Here is a 20,154-nt window from a genome sequence, read left to right as displayed (position 1 = left end):
TCCTACCGCTCCACCCGTGCCCGCTCGTCGGGCACGCAGTGCGTCATCTTCAGGCCGGTCACCTCGCGCGGCCCGTTCTTGCCCAGCTTGGACAGCCGCTCGCGGTCCTCGCCCGTCAGGTCCTGGCCGATCAACGGCTTCAGGTGGGAGACGTCCCCGGGGCTGATGCCCAGCCCCTCTCCCACCCTGAGCCCGAGATCGTCCTCGGCCATCAGGAAGTGCCAGACCATACGCTCCTGGACGGGGCGCGAGGCCTGGGAGAGCAGGTCGACGAAGTTCAGCACGAGATCGTCGCGCTCCCACTGCTCCATGAGCAGGTAGCGCTGACCGGCCTGGGTGTAGTCGTTGGTGCGCGGAATGCGCTTGCGGGTCAGCCTCCCGGAGATGACCGGCCCCTGCTCGTCGTAAGTGGGGTACTGCCCCTCCCGGAGCCCCCCGGTGATGGACGGCTCGTAGTTGACGTGCGGGTTGGCGCCCTGCCCGTCGACGTAGTAGGCCATCTCGCCGTCGCGCTGGTTGGTGCGCACCTGGGCGTGCCTGGCCTGGTTGACCGGCAGTTGCAGGTAGTTGGGGCCCACCCGGTGGCGCTGGGTGTCGCTGTAGGAGAACGTACGGCCCACCAGCATCTTGTCGTCGGAGAAGTCGAGGCCGTCGACCAGGACACCGGTCCCGAAGGAGATCTGTTCGTTCTCGGCGAAGTTGTTGGCCACATTGCGGTTCAGCACCATCTTGCCGACCGGCATGGGCGGGAACTCGTTCTCCGGCCACACCTTGGTGTCGTCCAGTGGGTCGAAGTCCAGCTCGGGGTGGTCGTCGTCGCTCATCATCTGCACCCGCAGCTCCCACTCGGGGAAGTCGCCCCGGTCGATCGCCTCGTGCAGATCCTTGGTGGCGTGCCCGAGTTCCAGTGCCTGTACGGCCGCGGCGTCCTCGGCGGTCATGCTGCGCACGCCCTGCTTGGGGATCCAGTGGTACTTCACCAGACGGCTGTCGCCCTCCTGGTTCTCCCACTTGTAGGTGTTGACCCCGAAACCCTGCATATGCCGGTAGTCGGCAGGGATGCCGCGCGGGCTGAACAGGTTGACGAGCATGTGCATGCTCTCCGGCGTCTGCGACATGAAGTCGAAGATCCGGCCGGGCTCCTGCCTGAACGTCACCGGGTCCGGCTTGAGTGAGTGGATCACGTCGGGGAACTTGAGGGCGTCCCTGATGAAGAAGACCGCCAGGTTGTTACCGACGAGATCCCAGTTGCCGTCCTCGGTGTAGAACTTCACCGCGAACCCGCGCGGGTCGCGGGCGGCCTCCGAGGAGTCCCTGCCACCGATCACCGTGGAGAACCGGACGGCCACATCGGTCCGCTTTCCGGGCTCCTGGAAGAGTTTCGCCCGGGTGTAGCGGCTGATCGGCTCATCACCGAACGTGCCGTAGGCCTCGAAGTAGCCGTAGGAGGTCACCCCTCGCGCGTGGACCACCCGCTCGGGGACGCGCTCGCGATCGAAGTGGCTGATCTTCTCCAGGAACTGGTAGTTCTCCAGCGTGGCCGGGCCCCTCGCGCCGACCGTACGCTGGTTCTGGTTGTCGTAGACCTGGTGCCCCTGCCGATTGGTCAGGATCGGGCGGTCATCGCCCGGCTGGGGTCCCATGCTCGACACATCCGTCATGATGACGATTCCTTCCCTGCCGCGGTCGTATTCGGCGCACCAATCCATATCGGCACACAGTCCCCCTTAACCGACACAGAACGCCTTATAGCGATAAAGAGAAGAATCTCCACAAAGAGGGGTGGCAATTTAAACAGCCGGCGACGGCTCGGCGGGCGCCCTTTCCCAGCCGGCCGACACACCCGCGCCCGGAGGTGGACCACCCAGCGGCCGCGTCCCCGGCCTCACCGGCGGACCCCCTAGATCGGCTCGCCCTCGTTCTCGTCGCCCCGCTCAGGGCCGGGGGTACCGGTCCCGCTCCGGCTCGGCGACGGCGAAGGGGTGGGCCGGCCGGGATCCGGCGTCGTCGGGACCGGTGGCGGGGTCGGTACGAACACCGTGGGCGGCAGCGGCCTCGGCGGCGGTTTGAAATCGTCCTCCTTGCGCAGCAGGAGCCAGACCGTCACGGCCAGCAGCACGAGCAGCACGGTCAGCACGACCCCCGCGACGATCACGGCTCGGCGGGTCTCGGTCGGCGGCGGCGCGCCCTTGGGCGGCGCGGGCAGCGCGGGCGAGCGGTCACCCACCCAGTGCGGCGCGAAGTCGGGGCCGTGCTGCTCGCCGATCAGCGTTCCGCTGACCAGCACCGGTTCGAGGAACCGCTCCGCTCCCGCCCTGTCGGGCTCGTACGGCGTGGCCACCCACGGGGCGCTCCCACCGTCCATGGCCAGCACCTGCGGGACCGTGTCGGCCACCGCGGTGCGCCCGCGTGTCGCCCTGGCCATCCAGCCCCGGACGCCGGAACGGCTGACCGCCGCGTCACGGACACCGGTGACGAAGCGGTCGCGGGCCGCCGGGTCGAGTGCGGCTCCCCTGGTCAGCACCGCGACCGAGACGGCCCTGCCGTCGGGCGCGAGCCCGAGATAGACCAGCCCGGCGGGTCCCACCCGCAGACGTGCCTGCACGACGAAGGGTCCCAACTGGGGCGGGTCACCATACTGGAGCGGAGTGGCCACGTCTGACATGAAAGCACACCCGGGTGATCACCCCATGCCACCCGGGTGACGAGATCGGGCACACCGTGCGAGCCACCACCGGGCCCGGGTGACTTCCCCCCATCCGAGGAGTCGGCTTCTCGCCTCCCTCGGCCGAGACGGGCACCGGCCGCCCCGAACACGGGAACCATGACGGGGAAGGCGATTCACCGCCGGGTCGACCCGGCGGTTCCCTCGCCGGACGTGATGGAATATCGACATGACCGTCGCAGAAGAACTGCCGAGCGAGATCGACACCGGACTGCTGCGCGACGCCCTGACCGAGGTCCGGCGGGTCATCGTCGGGCAGGAGCACATGGTGGAGCGGTTGCTCGTGGCGCTCCTCGCCCGCGGCCACTGCCTGCTGGAGGGCGTGCCGGGCGTGGCCAAGACCCTGGCCGCCTCGACGCTGGCCACCGTGGTCGGCGGTGCCTTCGCCCGTATCCAGTTCACCCCCGACCTGGTCCCCAGTGACATCGTGGGCACTCGGGTGTACCACCCCTCCCGCGAGGTCTTCGACGTCGAACTCGGCCCGGTGTTCGTCAACTTCCTGCTCGCCGACGAGATCAACCGGGCCCCGGCCAAGGTGCAGTCGGCGCTGCTGGAGGTCATGGCCGAGCGGCAGGTGACCCTGGCCGGGGAGACCCACCCGCTGCCCAGGCCGTTCATCGTGCTGGCCACCCAGAACCCGATCGAGTCCGAGGGCGTCTACCCCCTCCCCGAGGTTCAGCGCGACCGGTTCCTGTTCAAGGTCCGCGTCACCCATCCCAGTGCCCACGAGGAGCTGGAGATCCTGCACCGGATGAGCGTCACGCCGCCGGCTCCCAGGGCGGTGCTCGACCCCGCGCGGCTGGCCGCCCTGCAGTCGATGGCCGATCAGGTCTCGGTCCACCAGCTCGTCGCCGACTACGTGGTCAGGCTCGTGATGGCCACCCGCTCCCCCGCCGACTACGGCCTGGCCGGGCTGGAGGAGAACATCGAGATCGGTGTCAGTCCCCGGGCCACCCTCGGCCTGGTCGCCGCGGGGCGTGGCCTGGCGCTGCTGCGGGGCCGCGACTACCTGCTTCCCGACGACATCCGCGACGTGGCGGTGGACGTGATGTCCCACCGGCTGATGCTCACCTTCGACGCCCTGGCCGACGGGATCGACCCCGAGGACGTGATCCGCCAGATCCTCGCCGCCGTTCCACCCCCCCTCGTCGTCTGGAACCAGGGCCCCCGGTGACCACCTCAGAAAGCGGTGTGGGGACGTGCCCATGCCCGCCTGAGGGACTTCCGTGAGGCCGCGCCGGGGACTGGACTGAGGAGGGAAGGAGCCGGGTCCCAGCGGCCGAACCGCGACGCGCAGCGTCGCAAATGGCTCGTGAGGCCGCGCCGGGGACTGGACTGAGGAGCGAAGGAGCCGGGTCCCAGCGGCCGAACCGCGACGCGCAGCGTCGCAAATGGCTCGTGAGGCCGCGCCGGGGACTGGACTGAGGAGCGAAGGAGCGAAGCGGATGAGCGACGAGGGAAGGAGCCGGGTCCCAGCGGCCGAACCGCGACGCGCAGCGTCGCAAATGGCTCGTGAGGCCGCGCCGGCGACTGGACTGAGGAGCGAGGGGTCGCGAGGCACGAGCGACCCCTCGCGACGAGGGAAGGAGCCGGATAAGAGCGGCCTCACCGCGACGCGCCAGCGTCGCCATCAACACAGCGTCGCCATAGGCACCTCCGAGCAGGCGCTGCGGCGGCTGGAGCTCACCATCGTGCGGCGCCTGGACGGGTTGCTGCAGGGTGCGTACCAGGGGCTCCTTCCCGGTCCTGGCAGCGAGTTCGGCGACAGCCGGGTCTACGTGCCCGGCGAAGACGACATCCGGCGGATGGACTGGGCGGTGACCGCCCGCACGACGGTCCCGCACGTGCGCGACCTGGTCGCCGACCGGGAGCTGGAGACCTGGGCGCTGGCGGACCTGTCGCCCAGCATGGACTTCGGCACCGCCGACATGGAGAAGCGGGACCTGGTCGTGGCCGCCATCGGGGCGATCGGCTTCCTGGCGGGCCGGATCGGAAACCGCTTCGGCGCGTACGTCCTGCACGACGAGTACGTCCACCGGATGCCCGCCAGGAGCGGCCGCCCGGCACTGTACGGCCTGCTGCACTCACTGATGGAGGCTCCCAGAGGTCGTGCCGTCGCCGACGCCCCCGACCTGGCCGAGGCCATCGAGGTGATGGCCTCGGCACGGCGACGGCGCGGCCTACGAGTGATCGTCTCCGACTTCCTCGATCCCGAACCCACTCTCGATCCCACCCTGGAGCTGCCCTGGGAGCGGCCGATCCGCAGGCTGGCCGCCCACCACCAGGTAATGGCCGTCGAGGTGATCGACCCCCGCGAGCTGGAGCTGCCGGCGGTCGGACTGGTCAACCTGACCGACCCGGAGTCGGGGCGGAGCCGCCAGATCCAGCTCACGCCCAAGGTCCGCCGGGCGTACGCGGAGGCCGCCGCCGCGCAGCGGGCGGCCAACCAGACGGCGTTGCGCCGCTGCGGGGTGGCCCACCTGGTGCTGCGCACCGACCGCGACTGGGTCTTCGACATCGCCCAGTTCGTACTGCGGCAGCGGCGCATGGCGTACCTGACCCATAGGCACCCGAGGTCGGGAGCGACACGGTGACTTTCCTCTCTCCGGCCTGGCTGTGGCTGTTCGCCGCATTGACGCTGCTCGTGGCGGGCTACGTGGCCGCCCAGTTCGCCCGGCGCCGCTACGCGCTGCGCTTCACCAACCTGCCGCTGCTGACACTGGTGACCCCCCCGGGGCCCGGCTGGCGGCGGCACGTCGCCCCGCTGCTGTTCTTCGTCATGATGGGGCTGCTGATCATGGGCTCGGCCCGTCCCGCCGATTCGGTGCGGATCCCCCGCGACCGTGCGACGATCATCATCGCGCTGGACGTCTCGCTGTCGATGGAGGCCGACGACGTCCAGCCGAACCGGATCTCCGCGGCCAAGGAGGCGGCCCAGAAGTTCGTCGCGGACCTGCCGGAACGCTTCAACGTCGGGCTGGTCGCCTTCGCCCGCTCCGCATCCGTCGTGGTCTCCCCCACCACCGACCACCAGGCGGTGAGCACCTCCCTCGGCAATCTGAGCACCCGTGCGGGCACCGCGATCGGCGAGGCGGTGTTCAGCTCCCTGGACTCGTTGCGCTCCTTCGACCAGCGGGCGGTGACCGACCCCCCGCCGGCGGCGATCGTCCTGCTGTCCGACGGCGACAACACCTCTGGCCGCTCGGTGGCGGAGGCGATCGAGTCGGCTATGAGCTCGCGTGTGCCGGTCTCCACGATCGCCTACGGCACCCAGGAGGGCACCGTCTCGATCGACGGGCGCGACGTGAACGTGCCGGTGAACAAGACCACCCTGCAGACCCTGTCGGACGGCACGGGCGGCCGGGCCTACGAGGCGGAGTCCGGCAGCCAGCTGCGGGAGGTGTACGAGCAGATCGGCACCTCGCTGGGCTACCGGACGGTCAACCAGGAGGTCACCCAGTGGTTCGTGGTGGCGGCGATCCTGACCGGGCTGGTGACCGCCGGGGTGGCCCTGCTGCTGGGGTCGCGGCTGCCCTGAGCAGGTCCCGGCCATTGGTAACGTTCTACGACGTGGCACATTACTTCGAGGAGCGTCCCGAGGCCGCCGGCCGTCCCGGCTCGGTCACGCTCGTGCTCCCCGACCTTCACCTGAAGCTGGAGACCGACAGCGGGGTCTTCTCCGCCGAGCGCGTCGATGTGGGCACCCGGATCCTGCTGGAGAGCGTGCCTCCTCCGCCGTCCGGTGGCGACCTGCTCGACCTGGGCTGCGGCTACGGGCCGATCGCGCTGACGATGGCCTCGCGCGCCCCCGAGGCGACGGTCTGGGCGGTGGACGTCAACCGCAGGTCCGTGGAGCTGTGCGCCAGGAACGCCAGGTCCGCCTCCCTCGGCAACGTGAGGGCGATGCATGTCGACGAGGTTCCGCCCCAGGTGCGGTTCTCCGCCATCTGGTCCAATCCGGCGATCCGCATCGGCAAGGCCGCGATGCACGAGATGCTGACCCGCTGGCTGTCCCGCCTCACCCCCGACGGCGTCGCCCACCTGGTGGTCCAGAAGCACCTGGGCTCGGACTCCCTGCAGCGCTGGCTGAACGAGCGGGGCTGGCCCACCGAGCGGGTGGCCTCCCGCTCGGCGTACCGGATCCTCCGGGTGGAGGCCGGGTCACCGGCGGACCCGGCGCGGTGAGCGCGGTCATCCCGGCGGGCGGGACACGAGCCGCCCGAGAGACGAACGAGGAACGACGAGGAACGGTGAACGACCGATGACGGCGAACCCGCGCAGACAGCTGCGCCCGACCGATGTCAAGCGCCTCAACCGCACCTGGCGGAGAAACACCGAGGGGCGGCTCGCACTGATCCTGGAGTCGGTGACCGGCCCGTTCAACGTCGGTTCCATCTTCCGCACGGCCGCCGCCTTCGGGGTGGAGCGGATCTGGCTGGCGGGCAACGCCACCCCGCCGACCAACCCCAAGGCGCAGAAGACCGCGCTGGGCACCGACCGCCTGGTGGCCTGGGAGGAGCCGGTGCCCGTCCTGGAGGCCGTACGGGCGGCCAGGGACGACGGATTCACCGTGGTCGCGGTGGAGTTGACCGGCGACGCGGTGCCCCTGTCCGAGGCCAAGCTGGACGGCGACGTGTGCCTGGTGGTGGGCAGCGAGGACCACGGATGCTCCCCCGCGCTGCTGGAGGCCGTCGACGGCGTCTGCTACATCCCGCAGGTGGGCCGGGTCGGCTCGTTCAACGTCTCGGTCGCGGCGGCGATCGCGGTGGCGGAGGCCCGTCGCCAGGAGTGGTCGGGCAAGGCACTGCCGGAGGACTGATCGTCACCGGGACGGGCGCCCGCTCTCATCCGTGCTCGAGCCGGCGCCCGAACCGATGGCCGCGCGCCCTTCGGCCCCCTGCCCGTCACGCCTCTGCCCGTCGTGCCCCCCGGCACCGTCGAGCGGTACCTTCTCGCCTCCGTAGATCCTGCTCATCCTGGCGCGAAGCCTGGCGAGCCGGCGGTGTCTCCCGGCCGCGGGGATCCCCTCCTCGTCCTCGACGGCCTCGGGGACGGTCGGGATCGGCCTCTTGCCCCGGATGAGAGCCTCGATGCCCTCGTTGGGCGGGACGTGCACCTCGATGTAGTCACCCAGCGGCCGACGCTTGATCACGCCGGTCTCCACGCCGTGGCCGATCTGCGCGGCGTCGCGGCGCTGCAGGCCCAGGCAGATCCGGTAGGTGATGTAGTAGACCAGGGTCGGCCCCAGGAAGATCATGACGCGGCCGGTGTAGGTCAGCGCGTTCAGCGAGAGGTGGAAGAACGCGGCGATCTCGTCGTTCGAGGCTATCAGCCACAGGATCCCGTAGAACGTGATCGCGGCCATGCCGATCGAGGTGCGGTGCGGATTGTTGCGGGGACGGTCCACGACGTGGTGCTCGCGATGGTCTCCGGTGACCCACGGCTCGATGAACGGATACAGCGCCAGGCCCGTCATGATGATGCCCATCGGCACCAGCGCCGGGATCAGCACGCTCAGCGGCAGCGTGAAGCCCAGGAAATTGATCTCCCAGGAGGGCATCAGGCGGAGCGCGCCGTCGAGGAACGCCAGATAGAAGTCGGGCTGCGAGCCCGCCGAGATGTTGGCCGGGGTGTAGGGACCGTACAGCCAGATCGGGTTGATCTGGGCGAAGGTGCCCAGCAGCGCGATGACGCCGAAGGTGAACATGAAAAAGGCGCTGGACTTGGCGACGAAGGACGGGTAAAAGGGGCCGCCCACCACGTTGTCGTTGGTGCGGCCCTTGCCCGGCATCTGGGTGTGCTTCAGCACCCAGGTCAGCATCAGGTGGGCGGTGATCAGCGCCAGCAGGACGCCCGGCAGGAGCAGGATGTGTATCGAGTAGAACCGCGAGATGATGTCCTCGCCGGGATACTGGCCGCCGAAGAGGAAGAAGGTGAGCCAGGTGCCGATCACCGGAAACGAGATCATCGTGCCTGCGGTGATCCGCAGGCCGACGCCGGAGAGCAGGTCGTCGGCCAGGGAGTAGCCGGTCAGCCCCTCGGCCAGGGCCAGCGTCAGCAGCAGCACGCCGATCACCCAGTTCAGCTCCCGGGGCTTGCGGTAGGCGCCCATGAAGAAGATCCGGAGCATGTGCACCAGCATCCCGGCGACGAACAGCAGGGCGGCCCAGTGGTGCATCTGCCGCATCAGCAGGCCACCGCGCACATCGAAGCTGATGTTCAACGTCGAAGCGTACGCCTCGGACATCATGACGCCCCGCAGCGGGCCGTAGGAGCCGTCGTAGACGACCTCGCCCATGGTGGGCCTGAAGAAGAACGTCAGGAACACGCCGGTCAGCAGCAGGACGACGAACGAGTAGAGCGGGATCTCGCCGAGCAGGAACGTCCAGTGATCAGGGAAGATCTTCCGCAGGTTGCGCTTGAGAAAGGGGGCGGCGCCGAGGCGGTCGTCGACGAAACCGCCGACGCCCGCCACGGGCTTCGGAATGTTCCCGGTGCTCATACGCGGCCTCCGTTCTCGTGGACCTCGGTCTCGACGTCGTGCTCCCGTGAACCGAGAACCAGCTGAAGCGGCGAGGTCTGCCGTGAATGACCAGGTGTTTTTCATCATCCATGGCGATGAACAAGCCGGTGAACAAGCCGAGGCAAAGACTCGCCGATCGGCCCCGTTCCGGGGTCTTGTGACCCAAATGTTCATCTGCTCGCGATGACGAGCCCTGCGCACAGGGGGCATACTCCTGCACGTGCAGCGTCGTTACCCCTTCCTCGACCATCCCGCCCCGCTTGCCTTCGCCCACCGGGGCGGGGCCGCCGAGGGCAGGGAGAACACCTTCGCCGCCTTCGAGCGGGCCGTCGAACTCGGCTACACCTACCTGGAGACCGACGCGCACGCCACCTCCGACGGGGTGCTCCTGGCCTTCCACGACCACACACTGGACCGGGTGACCGACCGCCGGGGACGGATCGCCGCGCTGCCGTACCGGCTGGTGCGCGAGGCGCGGATCGGCGGCGTGGACGAGATCCCGTTGATGGAGGACCTGCTGGGCTCGTGGCCCGAGGCGCGCTTCAACATCGACGTCAAGGAGGCGGCGGCCATCGCGCCGCTCGCCGAGGCGGTCAGGCGGACCGCCTCCCATAACCGGATCTGCCTCACCTCCTTCTCCGAGGAGCGACTCGCCCGTGCCCGCGCCGCGATCGGTCGCGAGGTGTGCTCCTCGCTCGGGCCACGCGGCGTGGCGGCCCTGCGTGCCGCCGCCACCACCTCCGGGTACGGCCGGATGCTCGCCCGCCTGGCCCGCGCCGGGGTGCCGTGCGCGCAGGTGCCGGTGGGCTTCCGCGGCCTGCGGATCACCACGCCCGCCCTGGTCCGCACGGCGCACGCGCTCGGCATGCAGGTCCACGTGTGGACCGTCAACGACACCGGGGTGATGGAACGCCTGCTCGACGCGGGCGTGGACGGCCTGATGACCGACAACATCTCCGGGCTGCGCGACGTGCTGGAGGCCCGTGGCCAGTGGCACCCCGGCCGTCTCGCCGCGTGAGCCGCGTGAGCCGCATGAGCCGCGTGAGCCGCGTGAGCCGCGTGAGCCGCGTGAGCCGCGTGAGCCGCGTGGGTGGCACGCGGGCGCGTGACCGCCGGAACAGGCGCGGCCCCGCGAGAGCACCGACCCGGCCACCACGCGCGTGCCCTCTCGTGGCGACCTGAGCGCACGACGGCGCGAGCGCCCCTTCCCCCGCCCCCCAGCGAACCGAGGACCCCATGACCTCCGAACAGGTCGTCGAGGAAACCCCCCAGGCCCGCCGCCGCGAACAGCGCGGCTGGTACTTCTACGACTGGGCGAACTCCGCCTTCCCCACCACTGTCCTGACGGTCTTCCTCGGCCCCTACCTGACGACGATCGCGGAGACCGCCGCCCAGGGCCGCCCTTACGTGGACGTGCTCGGGTTCGACGTACGGCCCAGCGCCTACTACTCCTTCGTGGTGGGCAGCGCGGCCATCCTGCAGATCATCCTGATGCCCGTGGCGGGCGCCCTGGCCGATCACACCGGCCGCAAGAAGGAGCTCATGGGGCTGTTCGCCTACCTCGGCGCCGGTGCCACCCTCTGCTTCTGGTTCGTCGCCGACGGACGCTACCTGCTGGGCGGCGCGCTGTTCCTGGTGGCCAACGTCGCCTTCGCCGCCGCGTTCGTGATCTACAACTCGTTCCTGCCGGAGATCGCCACGGCGGACGAGCGTGACCGGGTCTCCGCCCAGGGATGGGGTTTCGGCTACCTCGGCGGCGGCCTGCTGCTCGCCTTCCACCTGGCGCTCTTCCTCAAGCACAAGTCCTTCGGCGTCACCGAGGGCGAGGCCGTGCGCATCGCCCTGGCCTCGGCGGGCCTGTGGTGGGGCGGGTTCACCGTCATCCCGCTGCTGCGGCTGCGCAACCGGCGGGCGCTCGCCCCCGGCGCCGAGACGGCCGTCCAGGCCGTGACGGGCAGCTTCCGCCAGCTGGGCCGCACGATCAGGGAGCTACGGCGCTACCCGCTGACCCTGGGCTTCCTGGTCGCCTATCTCATCTACAACGACGGCGTGCAGACGGTCATCTCCTTCTCGGCCACCTATGCCGACAAGGAGCTCGGTCTTGACCAGACCGTGCGGATCGCGGCGATCCTGATGGTGCAGTTCGTGGCCTTCTTCGGGGCGCTGCTGCTCGGCCGGCTCGCCGGCTCGTACGGGGCCAAGCGGGTCGTGATGGTCGCGCTGATCGCCTGGGTCGCCGTGGTGGCCGTGGCCTACTTCCTGCCCAAGGGGTCGGCGGGGCCTTTCTTCGCGCTGGGATTCGCCATCGCGATCGTGATGGGCGGGACGCAGGCACTGTCGCGCTCGCTGTTCTCACACGTGATCCCGCGGGGCAAGGAGGCGGAGTACTACAGCCTGTACGAGATCAGCGACAAGGGCTCGACATTCCTCGGGTCGTTCACCCTCGGCCTGGCGCTCCAGCTGACCGACAGCTACCGCCTGGGCATCATCTCTTTGGTGATCTTCTTCGTGCTCGGTTTCGTGCTGCTCGCCCTCGTCGACCTGCCCAAGGCCATCAGAGCGGCCGGAAACCAGGTGCCGGAACGCCTCTGAGAACGCCCCGGAAAAGGGTTCCTTCACAGACCGGGTCAAGAACGTGCGATTGGATCACCCTGTCTGTGGGAATCCACACACGGTATCAAGCGTTGTACGCCGTGGGAGACGAACCCCTCACGACGGGGCCCTCAGGAGGCATTCAGACATGGGCGAGCGTGCGCTACGCGGTACCCGGCTCGGGGCGACCAGCTACGAGAACGACCGCAACACCGATCTGGCCCCGCGCCAGGAGGTGTCCTACACCTGCCCGAAGGGCCATCGATTCGACGTTCCGCTTGCCGCTGAGGCCGAGATCCCGGCGACCTGGGAGTGCCGCATGTGCGGTGCGACCGCCCTCCGGGTGGACGGCGAGGTGCCGGAGGCCAAGAAGGCCAAGCCCCCACGCACGCACTGGGACATGCTGCTGGAGCGCCGCACGATCGAGGACCTGGAGGAGGTGCTCAACGAGCGCCTGGCGATTCTACGCGCCCAGCGCCGCAAGAGCGCCTGACGTATTCGAAGGAACGGAGACCTTCGGCCCCCTGGCCAGGGGGCCGAAGGTCTCCGTCTTCTCCGCTGCCCGGTGACGGCCTGGGCACGAAGTGGCTCAATCGATTAATGCGGGATTGGTCCTTGGGGTCGGTCCACTTTCTCCCTAAGGTCACTTCCATGACCACTCAGACCAGCAGAGAAACCACCGGCGCCACCTCGACGACGGCCGGTGAGAAAGCCGCGACGCTCCGGGCGCTGCACGTGCCGGGCCACCCGCTGGTGGTGCCCAACGTCTGGGACGCCGCGTCGGCACGTGCCGTCGAGGCCGAGGGGTTCCCGGTGATCGCCACCGGCAGCGCCGCCGTCGCCCCGGTGCTCGGCTACGACGACGGTGAGGAGACACCGGTCGAGGAGATGCTGGCCGCGATCGCCAGGATCAGCCGCTCGGTCGGCCTGCCCGTCACCGCGGACATGGAGCGCGGCTACGGGCTGGAGCCCGCCGAACTGGTCGAGCGGCTCGCCGCCGCCGGGGCCTCCGGCTGCAACCTGGAGGATTCCGATCCGCGCACCGGCGCCATGGTCGACGCCGACGAGCAGGCGGCCTTCCTGGGCGCCGTCCGGTCCGCCGCGGTCGCCGCCGACGTGGACCTGGTGATCAACGCTCGGATCGACACCTACATGAACGGCACCGGAGACGCCGGGGAGCGACTGGCCGAATCGGTGCGGCGGGGCCGCCGCTACCTGGAGGCGGGCGCCGACTGCGTCTACCCGATCTTCGCGGCCGAGGCCGAGGCCGTCCGCGCACTGGCCGAGCGGATCGAGGGTCCGATCAACATCCTGTTCCGTCCGGGTACGCCGTCGCTCGGCGAGCTGGCCTCCCTCGGGGTGGCCCGGGTGAGCTTCGGCCACGGCCTGCACAAGGCCGTGCAGGCGTACACGGCCCGGATGCTCACCGCGATCCGGGACGGCGAGAGCCCCTACTCCCCCGCGCTCTGACCCGGCGCCCCACCGGGCCGGAGGCTGAGCCTGCCCCGGCCCGCGCCGGACGCCGAACACGAGTGACCCATCCGGCACCGGTGAGAGAACCGCTACCCCGCGAAGGGGATCGACCCGGTTCTCTCAGCGGGATCCGTACCCGTGCCGTGGGGCGGCCCGTCAATCACCCCCGCACAGGGCGACGGCCTGCTGGTGCGGGTAGACGTGCTCCAGATCGTGTCCGGGGGGCAGGACGCAGCGGCGCTCGTCGTGCTCGGTGTGCGGGCACCGGGACGCGTCATCGCGGCGTGGTAACGGCGCCGGCCCTCCGCTCCCACCGTCGACGGCGACTTCTTCGGCCATGGGCACGCGTCCTCCTGCAACCGGTCGTTCGACGCCGCTCCGTCCGATCGCTTCCAGAGATCGGCATCTGTGCGCCGAGGGCAAGATGATCAGTCTCCCAGAGCCCTTCGCAGCCGCGCGAGTGGGGTGGACCAGTCGATCACTCGCCCGCCATCGGTGATCAGGACTCCATAACATCGCGATAGGGATCGTTTGGGAGATCCCTTAACGAACGTCCCGCAAATACCTTGACAACACCCCTCACAAGGAGTGTTCATGTTACGTCGAGGTACCCTCCTGGCCGGAGCTACCACCGTGGCCCTGTACCTGGTCGCCACCGTGGCGCCCGCCGTCGCAGCACCCGCCCCCCTCGCCCCCCGGCCTCCGGCAGCGATGCTCGAGGCCCTCCAGCGCGACCTCGGCCTCACCGCCGAGCAGGCTGTCCAGCGACTGGCCAACGAGCAGCGCGCGGCCGCCTCGGAGTCCGCCCTGAGCGGCGAGCTCGGCGCCGACTACGCCGGCGCCTGGCTCAACGGCGACGCCTCCCAGCTCTCCGTGGCCACCACCGACGCCGCCGACGCCACCGCCATCAGGGCCAAGGGCGCACACCCCGTGATCGTCGGCCGGACCCTGGCCGAACTCAACGCCGTCAAGGACGGCCTCGACCAGGCCGCCGCGGAGGCGAAGGCCGGCGCGTCCCTCTGGTACGTCGACGTGGCCACCAACAGCGTCGTCGTCCTCACCGGCGACCAGGCCGCGGGCGAGGCCCTCGTCGCCGCCGCGGGCGTCGACAAGAACGCCGTACGGGTGACGCTCTCCGCCGAGAAGCCCCAGCCCCTCATCAACATCATCGGCGGCAGCGCCTACTACATCGGCTCCAGCCGGTGCAGCATCGGCTTCTCCGTCCGTAAGGGGACCACCCCCGGCTTCGTGACCGCGGGGCACTGCGGCCGGGCCGGCAACGCCACCACCAACCCGTCCGGTACCTTCCAGGGCTCGTCGTTCCCCGGCAACGACTACGCCTGGGTCGCCACTCCCGGCCACACCGTACAGCCGTGGGTGCGCGGTTCCGGCGGCGCGAACGTGATCGTCCGCGGCTCCACCCAGGCCTCGGTCGGCGCCTCGATCTGCCGCTCGGGCTCGACCACCGGCTGGCGCTGCGGCGTCATCCAGCAGCACAACACCAGCGTGACCTACTCGCAGGGCACGGTGAGCGGCCTGACCCGCACCACCGTGTGCGCCCAGCCCGGCGACTCCGGCGGCTCCTACATCTCCGGCAGCCAGGCCCAGGGCGTCACCTCCGGCGGCTCCGGCAACTGCACCGTCGGCGGCACCACCTACCACCAGCCGATCAACGAGATCCTCTCGGTGTACGGGCTGACGCTCGTCACCGGCTGATCCCACCTCCTCACCAGCTGCTCCCCGTGAGCAACCCCCCGATGGCCGAGGAGGCCCGCTAGAAATGTCCAGAATCACTCGCCTCGGTGTCGCCCTCATCCTGGGGCTGGCCTTCCTGATGGCCAGCCCCGCCCAGGCCAGCCCCGCCCAGGCCGCGCTCGTCCACGCGGCGGACGCCCGTACGGCGGCCGTACGCGTGCTCAGGTACGACGCGAGCAGAGCCGCGGAGTTCCGGTCCGCCGTGGATCAGGCGGCACAAATCTGGAACTCCAGCGTCTCGAACGTGCGACTGGTGGCCGGCAGCCCCGCGGACTTCGTGGTGCTCGCCGACAACGGCTGGCCTCGCGCGCAGCCCACCAGCCTGGGCCGCGGAACCGTGTGGATGGGACGGCAGGCGACCGCCGAAGGCCACAACCCGCTGCGTATCGCCACCCACGAGATCGGCCACATCCTGGGCCTGCCCGACCGGCGCACCGGCCGGTGCACGGACCTGATGTCCGGCGCGAGCGCGGGCACGAGTTGCACCAACCCCTACCCGAACGCGGCGGAGAAGGCAGAAGTCCAGCAGAACTTCGCCGGGTTCGCCCCGGCGATCGACTTCGGTGAGATCTACGTCGACAGCCCGGAGCGCGTGGCGTCCTAGCCGATCATCTAGGTACCCGCGGGCACCTCGCCGGCCCGGCCGAACCCATCGGCCAGGCCGGCGAGGGCCTGTCGGCCTGCGCTTGCCGGGAGTCTCGGGCTTTTCATGACAGGGGTTTCTCGAAGCAGTGGGAACCCGCGAGCCGCTCGTACGGAGGGAAGATCGGGACAGGGGTGTACCCCTCTCTCCGGTACAGCCTCACCGCGTCCGGCTGGCGGTCGCCGGTCTGCAGGATGACCCGGGGCGCGCCCAGCGCGCGAGCCGCGTCCTCCGCCGCGGCCAGCAGGGCTCGCGCCACGCGGGTGCCCCGGTGCGAGGGTGCCACGAACATCCGCTTGAGCTCCAGTTCCTCGCCGAGCCTGCGTAGCGCCACGTGCCCGACGGGGAGACCCTCCGCCGAGTACGCGACCCCGCTGTAGGCGACGGTCTCGGGCTCGACGTCCATGCCCCGGGGCAGCAGGTCGGGGGTGGCGGCGAGCAGGTCGGCATAGCGGGCGCTCATCTCCTCGGCCATGGCCTGGCGCAGCGCCACGGCCGCGCCGTCGTCCCAGGGCACGGACCTGACCGTGACCCCCTCCGCGAACGCGGTCATGACAGCCCCTCTCTCCCTCTCTCTGTTCCCACGGTCACAGACCCGCATGGCACCGGCCCGCACCGGCGTCGCCCGTCAGGCCATCACATTCTCATGGCCCAACTCGACTAAATATCGATTTAAAAGGTAGGAAAATAGGATTTTCCTGTCAATGTTCGCGGCGCGCCCCAGGGGGCGGCCGCCGGGTAGTGGGAAGGAACCGGAGGTGACCCGTTCTCATATCAGCGTCTCGGTGGACGCACATGCCCGGCCCGAGCAGGTCTTCTCCGTGCTGACCGACTGGTCGAGGCACGACGAGTGGATGGTCCTGACCCGGGCCCGGGTCACCGCCGGGAACGGCCGTAGCGCCGGAAGCCGGCTGGCGGCCTTCACCGGCGTGGGGCCTCTCGGGTTCCTCGACACCATGGAGATCACCGAGTGGGACCCACCCAGAAGCGTGGGGGTCCGGCACACGGGGCGGCCGGTGCGCGGCACCGGGGTCTTCCGCGTGCTGCCCCGCGAGGGCGGCGGCAGCACGATCATCTGGGAAGAGGATCTCGACCTGCCGTTCGGCGCGGCCGGACGGCTCGGCTGGCTGGCGGTCAGGCCGCTGAACGCCGCGCTGTTCCGGCTCTCGCTGCGCCGTCTGGCCGCGCTCAGCGATCGGTGAGGCTTCGGGGGGCGGCGGTCCCGTCGGAGGCCCCTTCGGGGGCTCTTCCGGAGGCTCTACCAGGGGCGGCCGGCTCGTCACGGATGACCTCCCCGTGCAGGACCGGACCCGAGCCGGGCGGCCTCCCGGCGTCGCGCGGCACGTCGAAGGGCGAACCGTCGCCGAACGGCGAACCGAGCCCGGCACCCGCCGCGTTCCTGGCCATGATGGTGCGGATCCGGCGGGCGAAGAACCAGGCTCCGAGCCTGCGGACCATCGGCCGGGTGAAGGGCAGCAGGCACAGGATGCCCAGCACGTCGGAGAGGAATCCGGGGATGAGCAGCAGCGTGCCGCCCACCAGGATCAGGCCGCCGCCGGTGAGCTCGCGGTCGGGCATCCGCCCGCTCTGCAGCGCGCTCTGCAGGTTACGCCAGGCCCGGCGGCCCTCACGGCGCACGATCCAGGAACCGAGCAGGCCGCCGGCGAGCAGGAGGGCCAGCGTCGTCCAGCCACCGATGACCTGACCGACCTGAATGAGCACCAACACCTCAAGGACCGGCACTACCAGGAAGGTCAGGACCAGCAGAAAGCGCATCTTTGCCTCAACTCATGCGACAGCCGTATAACATGACAACGCCGCGGGGCGGCCGCGCGTTCCGCGTTCGCTCAGCGTGGACGCGTCTTCGGCGGAGCCTTGGGACCACGCTCTCGCCGTACCCCGGAGATCAGCGACCACGGCGGCGGCGCAGACGCGCGGGCAGGCCCATGACACCCCAGGCGGCGACCCGCCAGAAGGCCTCGACCACGACGCCGCGGCCCATCTTGCTGGTCCCGATGGTGCGATCCACGAAGGTGATCGGCACCTCGGTGACGCGCAGCCCGTTGCGGACCGTGCGCAGGGTCAGATCCACCTGGAAGCAGTAGCCCTGCGACTCGACGTCGTCCAGGCCGATCTTCTCCAGGGTGGCGGCACGGTAGGCACGGAACCCCGCGGTGGCGTCGCGGACCGGAAGGCCGAGCATGAACCGGGTGTAGACGTTGGCGCCGCGCGACAGGAACTCCCGCGAGGCCGGCCAGTTGACGACCTTGCCGCCGGGCACCCACCGGGAGCCGATCACCAGGTCGGCCCCGTCGACCAGCCTGTCCAGCAGCTTGGGCAGTTCCTCTGGCCGGTGGGAGCCGTCGGCGTCCATCTCCACAAGGACGCCGAAGCCCTCTTCCAGGCCCCAGCGGAAACCCGCGATGTAGGCCGCGCCCAGGCCCTGCTTGCCTCCCGGCCGGTGCAGCACGTGGACGTGGTCGTCGTCGGCCACCAGCTTGTCGGCGACCGCCCCCGTGCCGTCGGGGCTGTCGTCGTCGACGACCAGGAGGTGCGCCTCGGGCACGGCCTCGCGCAGCCGCCGGGTGATCATCGGCAGGTTCTCCCGCTCGTTGTACGTCGGGACGATGACGAGCACCCGACCAAGCATCCGCTCCATCACGCGTCTCCCACCTGCTGATCGTCTTTTCGGATCACGGGGTGCCCCACGCTGCGCGTCCGGCGCCGCCAGGCGACGGCCAGCGCGCCCGCACCCACAAGTATCAAGGCCCATTCGGGCAGCGCGCCCACGCGTGTGGCGATGGTTTGCGCGGTCCTGACCGGGACCGTCAGGACGTTCATGGCGGGCACCAGTTCCCCGGTGCGCCAGGCGATCGAGCCGTTCGGAGTCACGTATGCCGATATACCCGTAATTGCGGAAGTGATCACCGCCCGATTGTGCTCCACGGCCCGCAACTGGGACATGGCGAGTTGCTGCGCGGGCAGGTTGGTCAGCGCGTAGGTGGCGTTGTTGGTCTGCACCACCAGCGGCGAGGCGCCCGTCCTGGCGGTGTCGCCCACGATGCCGTCGAAGGCCACCTCGTAGCAGTTGATCGCGCCGATGGTCACCGGCCCCAGTCTGAGGTCGCCGTCGCGGGTGCCCGCCACCGACTGCTTGCCGACCAGGGACGCGCGTTCGAACAAGGCCAGCACGAGGTCCTTGAGCGGGGTGTACTCCCCGAAGGGGACCAGCTGCTGCTTGTCGTAATAGGCGCCGGGCCCGGTGACCGGGTCCCAGACCAGGCTGCGGGTCGCCCGGTTGTTCTCCCCGATCCCGACCACCGCGCCGACCAGGACGGGCACCCCGATGTCCTTGACCGCCGCGTCGATCTCGCTCCTGGCGAACTCGCTGCGCAGCGGGTCGATGTCCGTGGAGTTCTCCGGCAGCACGACCAGGTCGGGACGGGGAGTCCTGCCCTCCCTGACGTCCCGTGCCATCTGGTGGAGCATCCGGGTGTGGTTGCCGAGGACCACGGCCGGCTCGTCGCCCAGCGGGTGCATGCCCCGGCCGGGGACGTTGCCCTGGATGACGCCGACGGTCACGTTTCTGCCCTCGTCGCCGTACCGGGGGACGGCCAGCGCCCCGGCCGGCACGGCCAGCGCCCCGGCGAGCGGCCACGCGACGGCCCGCCCCCAGCGCGGGCCCCGGGCCCCTTCCGGGGCCGAAGACGTGCGCGGGGCCGAAGACGTGCGCGGGGCCCGGAGCGCGGGCGAAGCCGGGAACGATCGCGACACCGCCAGCGCGAGCAGGCCACCGCACAGGGCCACCGCGAAGCTCACCAGCGGCGCTCCACCGAGTGCCGCGTACGGGGTGAAGATCGACTCACCCTGGCTGAAGGCCACCCGTGCCCAGGGGAACCCGCCGAAGGGAAACTCGCCCCTGGCCCACTCGGCCGCCACCCAGAGCGCGGCGCTCCACAGCGGCCACAGGCGCAATCTGGCCACCAGGGCGGTGCCCGCACCCCAGGCGGCGTAGAAGGCGCTCTCCATGGCGACCAGCCCCAGCCAGGCATCAATGCCGATCGGGCTCACCCAGTGCAGGCCGGGCAGCAGCAGGGCGAGCCCGGCCAGCAGACCCAGCCAGGCGCCACGGCGCGGGCGGGTGCCGTGCACCGCCAGGACCGCCGAGGCCATGCCGAGCGGCGCGAGGAACCAGAGCCCGAGCGGCGGGAAGGCGAGGAAGATCAGCAGGCCACCGGCCACCACACCCGCGACGCGGGCGGGCAGTTCCAGACGGGAAGGGGGAGGCGAGGTCACCTCACCTGACGGGTCGTCCGTCTCGGACGCCTCCGGCACCGGGGCGGCCGTCTTCTCCTGCACCACGGGCGGGGCTCCTTGCGATGTCGTACGGGCCGGTGACACCCGGTCCTCCTAGCCCGAACGCTACCGCCCAGCGGGCACGCC

20 protein-coding genes are annotated in these 20,154 nt (G+C 70.3%); 12 read left to right on the top strand and 8 right to left on the bottom strand.

The window, feature by feature from the left end; genetic code table 11:
• Positions 1-2: 2 nt before the first annotated feature.
• Both ACQP0P_RS19915 and ACQP0P_RS19910 read right to left on the bottom strand, forming a co-directional pair.
• The gene (locus ACQP0P_RS19915; RefSeq protein WP_433378969.1) at positions 3-1,661 is read right to left on the bottom strand and encodes a catalase; all 1,659 of its coding nucleotides are present in this window, start codon (positions 1,659-1,661) and stop codon (positions 3-5) included.
• A 239-nt stretch (positions 1,662-1,900) separates the two neighbouring features.
• Positions 1,901-2,665 (bottom strand): hypothetical protein, encoded by a 765-nt coding sequence (locus ACQP0P_RS19910; RefSeq protein ID WP_433378966.1) that lies wholly within the window; start codon positions 2,663-2,665, stop codon positions 1,901-1,903.
• Between the two features lie 229 nt (positions 2,666-2,894).
• Here ACQP0P_RS19910 and ACQP0P_RS19905 point away from each other — a divergent pair, with 229 nt between their 5' ends.
• The 5 genes from ACQP0P_RS19905 (at position 2,895) to ACQP0P_RS19885 (ending at position 7,544) form a co-directional block, all read left to right on the top strand.
• Entirely contained in the window at positions 2,895-3,899 is a 1,005-nt protein-coding gene (locus ACQP0P_RS19905; protein ID WP_433378963.1) for an AAA family ATPase, read from the top strand.
• A gap of 331 nt (positions 3,900-4,230) precedes the next feature.
• Entirely contained in the window at positions 4,231-5,319 is a 1,089-nt protein-coding gene (locus ACQP0P_RS19900) for a DUF58 domain-containing protein (protein ID WP_433378960.1), read from the top strand.
• A complete protein-coding gene (locus ACQP0P_RS19895) occupies positions 5,316-6,263 on the top strand; it encodes a VWA domain-containing protein (protein ID WP_433378957.1) in 948 nt (315 codons plus the stop codon). The genes ACQP0P_RS19900 and ACQP0P_RS19895 overlap by 4 nt, the downstream gene beginning before the upstream one ends.
• A gap of 32 nt (positions 6,264-6,295) precedes the next feature.
• Positions 6,296-6,910, top strand: coding sequence for a class I SAM-dependent methyltransferase (locus ACQP0P_RS19890; RefSeq protein ID WP_433378954.1), 615 nt, complete (start codon positions 6,296-6,298; stop codon positions 6,908-6,910).
• Between the two features lie 76 nt (positions 6,911-6,986).
• On the top strand, positions 6,987-7,544 hold the full coding sequence (locus ACQP0P_RS19885) for a TrmH family RNA methyltransferase (RefSeq protein WP_355628495.1): 558 nt from the start codon (positions 6,987-6,989) through the stop codon (positions 7,542-7,544).
• A gap of 3 nt (positions 7,545-7,547) precedes the next feature.
• Here the strand turns inward: ACQP0P_RS19885 and qcrB are convergent, their stop codons facing one another.
• The gene (gene qcrB, locus ACQP0P_RS19880) at positions 7,548-9,227 is read right to left on the bottom strand and encodes a cytochrome bc1 complex cytochrome b subunit (RefSeq protein WP_433378950.1); all 1,680 of its coding nucleotides are present in this window, start codon (positions 9,225-9,227) and stop codon (positions 7,548-7,550) included.
• Positions 9,228-9,468: 241 nt separating this feature from the next.
• On the opposite strand from qcrB, the gene ACQP0P_RS19875 reads away from it, so the two are divergent.
• The 4 genes from ACQP0P_RS19875 (at position 9,469) to ACQP0P_RS19860 (ending at position 13,310) form a co-directional block, all read left to right on the top strand.
• Positions 9,469-10,266, top strand: a complete 798-nt coding sequence (locus ACQP0P_RS19875; protein WP_433378947.1) for a glycerophosphodiester phosphodiesterase family protein — start codon at positions 9,469-9,471, stop codon at positions 10,264-10,266.
• Between the two features lie 218 nt (positions 10,267-10,484).
• Positions 10,485-11,840 carry an MFS transporter gene (locus tag ACQP0P_RS19870; RefSeq protein ID WP_433378944.1) on the top strand — a complete coding sequence of 452 codons (1,356 nt, stop codon included), beginning with the start codon at positions 10,485-10,487 and terminating at the stop codon, positions 11,838-11,840.
• A 148-nt stretch (positions 11,841-11,988) separates the two neighbouring features.
• Complete coding sequence (locus ACQP0P_RS19865; protein WP_030904469.1) at positions 11,989-12,333, top strand: RNA polymerase-binding protein RbpA; 345 nt, start codon at positions 11,989-11,991, stop codon at positions 12,331-12,333.
• Positions 12,334-12,491: 158 nt separating this feature from the next.
• Positions 12,492-13,310, top strand: coding sequence for an isocitrate lyase/PEP mutase family protein (locus tag ACQP0P_RS19860; protein WP_433378940.1), 819 nt, complete (start codon positions 12,492-12,494; stop codon positions 13,308-13,310).
• Between the two features lie 159 nt (positions 13,311-13,469).
• Here ACQP0P_RS19860 and ACQP0P_RS19855 read toward each other — a convergent pair whose 3' ends face one another.
• Complete coding sequence (locus tag ACQP0P_RS19855; RefSeq protein WP_433378938.1) at positions 13,470-13,652, bottom strand: hypothetical protein; 183 nt, start codon at positions 13,650-13,652, stop codon at positions 13,470-13,472.
• 255 nt (positions 13,653-13,907) lie between these two features.
• On the opposite strand from ACQP0P_RS19855, the gene ACQP0P_RS19850 reads away from it, so the two are divergent.
• Both ACQP0P_RS19850 and ACQP0P_RS19845 read left to right on the top strand, forming a co-directional pair.
• Positions 13,908-15,029, top strand: coding sequence for a S1 family peptidase (locus ACQP0P_RS19850; protein WP_433378935.1), 1,122 nt, complete (start codon positions 13,908-13,910; stop codon positions 15,027-15,029).
• A gap of 64 nt (positions 15,030-15,093) precedes the next feature.
• Positions 15,094-15,672 carry a snapalysin family zinc-dependent metalloprotease gene (locus ACQP0P_RS19845; RefSeq protein WP_433378932.1) on the top strand — a complete coding sequence of 193 codons (579 nt, stop codon included), beginning with the start codon at positions 15,094-15,096 and terminating at the stop codon, positions 15,670-15,672.
• Between the two features lie 103 nt (positions 15,673-15,775).
• On the opposite strand, the gene ACQP0P_RS19840 is transcribed toward ACQP0P_RS19845, so the two are convergent.
• Positions 15,776-16,264 carry a GNAT family N-acetyltransferase gene (locus ACQP0P_RS19840; RefSeq protein WP_433378929.1) on the bottom strand — a complete coding sequence of 163 codons (489 nt, stop codon included), beginning with the start codon at positions 16,262-16,264 and terminating at the stop codon, positions 15,776-15,778.
• 205 nt (positions 16,265-16,469) lie between these two features.
• Here ACQP0P_RS19840 and ACQP0P_RS19835 point away from each other — a divergent pair, with 205 nt between their 5' ends.
• A complete protein-coding gene (locus tag ACQP0P_RS19835; protein ID WP_350919365.1) occupies positions 16,470-16,913 on the top strand; it encodes an SRPBCC family protein in 444 nt (147 codons plus the stop codon).
• Here the strand turns inward: ACQP0P_RS19835 and ACQP0P_RS19830 are convergent.
• From ACQP0P_RS19830 to lnt, 3 genes are all read right to left on the bottom strand, one after another.
• Positions 16,900-17,487, bottom strand: a complete 588-nt coding sequence (locus ACQP0P_RS19830; protein ID WP_433378925.1) for an FxsA family protein — start codon at positions 17,485-17,487, stop codon at positions 16,900-16,902. The genes ACQP0P_RS19835 and ACQP0P_RS19830 overlap by 14 nt on opposite strands.
• 130 nt (positions 17,488-17,617) lie before the next feature.
• Complete coding sequence (locus tag ACQP0P_RS19825; RefSeq protein WP_433378922.1) at positions 17,618-18,370, bottom strand: polyprenol monophosphomannose synthase; 753 nt, start codon at positions 18,368-18,370, stop codon at positions 17,618-17,620.
• Positions 18,370-20,073 (bottom strand): apolipoprotein N-acyltransferase, encoded by a 1,704-nt coding sequence (gene lnt, locus ACQP0P_RS19820; protein ID WP_433378919.1) that lies wholly within the window; start codon positions 20,071-20,073, stop codon positions 18,370-18,372. Before lnt ends, ACQP0P_RS19825 begins: the two co-directional genes overlap by 1 nt.
• Positions 20,074-20,154 lie beyond the last annotated feature (81 nt).

The sequence above is a fragment of the Streptosporangium sp. CA-115845 genome (assembly GCF_050943795.1).
Taxonomy (GTDB): Bacteria; Actinomycetota; Actinomycetes; order Streptosporangiales; family Streptosporangiaceae; genus Streptosporangium.
The sequence above is the reverse complement of the archived record's forward strand: the minus strand, read 5'-3'. Positions and strand labels throughout refer to the sequence as shown.

What these genes read in the sequence shown, in the direction of transcription:
- ACQP0P_RS19910 (WP_433378966.1), bottom strand. Translation starts at nt 2,665, where the DNA reads ATGTCAGACGTGGCCACTCCGCTCCAGTATGGTGACCCGCCCCAGTTG.
- ACQP0P_RS19860 (WP_433378940.1), top strand. Translation starts at nt 12,492, where the DNA reads ATGACCACTCAGACCAGCAGAGAAACCACCGGCGCCACCTCGACGACG.
- ACQP0P_RS19850 (WP_433378935.1), top strand. Translation starts at nt 13,908, where the DNA reads ATGTTACGTCGAGGTACCCTCCTGGCCGGAGCTACCACCGTGGCCCTG.
- ACQP0P_RS19915 (WP_433378969.1), bottom strand. Translation starts at nt 1,661, where the DNA reads ATGACGGATGTGTCGAGCATGGGACCCCAGCCGGGCGATGACCGCCCG.
- ACQP0P_RS19900 (WP_433378960.1), top strand. Translation starts at nt 4,231, where the DNA reads ATGGCTCGTGAGGCCGCGCCGGCGACTGGACTGAGGAGCGAGGGGTCG.
- ACQP0P_RS19840 (WP_433378929.1), bottom strand. Translation starts at nt 16,264, where the DNA reads ATGACCGCGTTCGCGGAGGGGGTCACGGTCAGGTCCGTGCCCTGGGAC.
- ACQP0P_RS19865 (WP_030904469.1), top strand. Translation starts at nt 11,989, where the DNA reads ATGGGCGAGCGTGCGCTACGCGGTACCCGGCTCGGGGCGACCAGCTAC.
- ACQP0P_RS19905 (WP_433378963.1), top strand. Translation starts at nt 2,895, where the DNA reads ATGACCGTCGCAGAAGAACTGCCGAGCGAGATCGACACCGGACTGCTG.
- ACQP0P_RS19855 (WP_433378938.1), bottom strand. Translation starts at nt 13,652, where the DNA reads ATGGCCGAAGAAGTCGCCGTCGACGGTGGGAGCGGAGGGCCGGCGCCG.
- ACQP0P_RS19830 (WP_433378925.1), bottom strand. Translation starts at nt 17,487, where the DNA reads ATGCGCTTTCTGCTGGTCCTGACCTTCCTGGTAGTGCCGGTCCTTGAG.
- ACQP0P_RS19885 (WP_355628495.1), top strand. Translation starts at nt 6,987, where the DNA reads ATGACGGCGAACCCGCGCAGACAGCTGCGCCCGACCGATGTCAAGCGC.
- qcrB (WP_433378950.1), bottom strand. Translation starts at nt 9,227, where the DNA reads ATGAGCACCGGGAACATTCCGAAGCCCGTGGCGGGCGTCGGCGGTTTC.
- ACQP0P_RS19870 (WP_433378944.1), top strand. Translation starts at nt 10,485, where the DNA reads ATGACCTCCGAACAGGTCGTCGAGGAAACCCCCCAGGCCCGCCGCCGC.
- ACQP0P_RS19845 (WP_433378932.1), top strand. Translation starts at nt 15,094, where the DNA reads ATGTCCAGAATCACTCGCCTCGGTGTCGCCCTCATCCTGGGGCTGGCC.
- ACQP0P_RS19825 (WP_433378922.1), bottom strand. Translation starts at nt 18,370, where the DNA reads ATGGAGCGGATGCTTGGTCGGGTGCTCGTCATCGTCCCGACGTACAAC.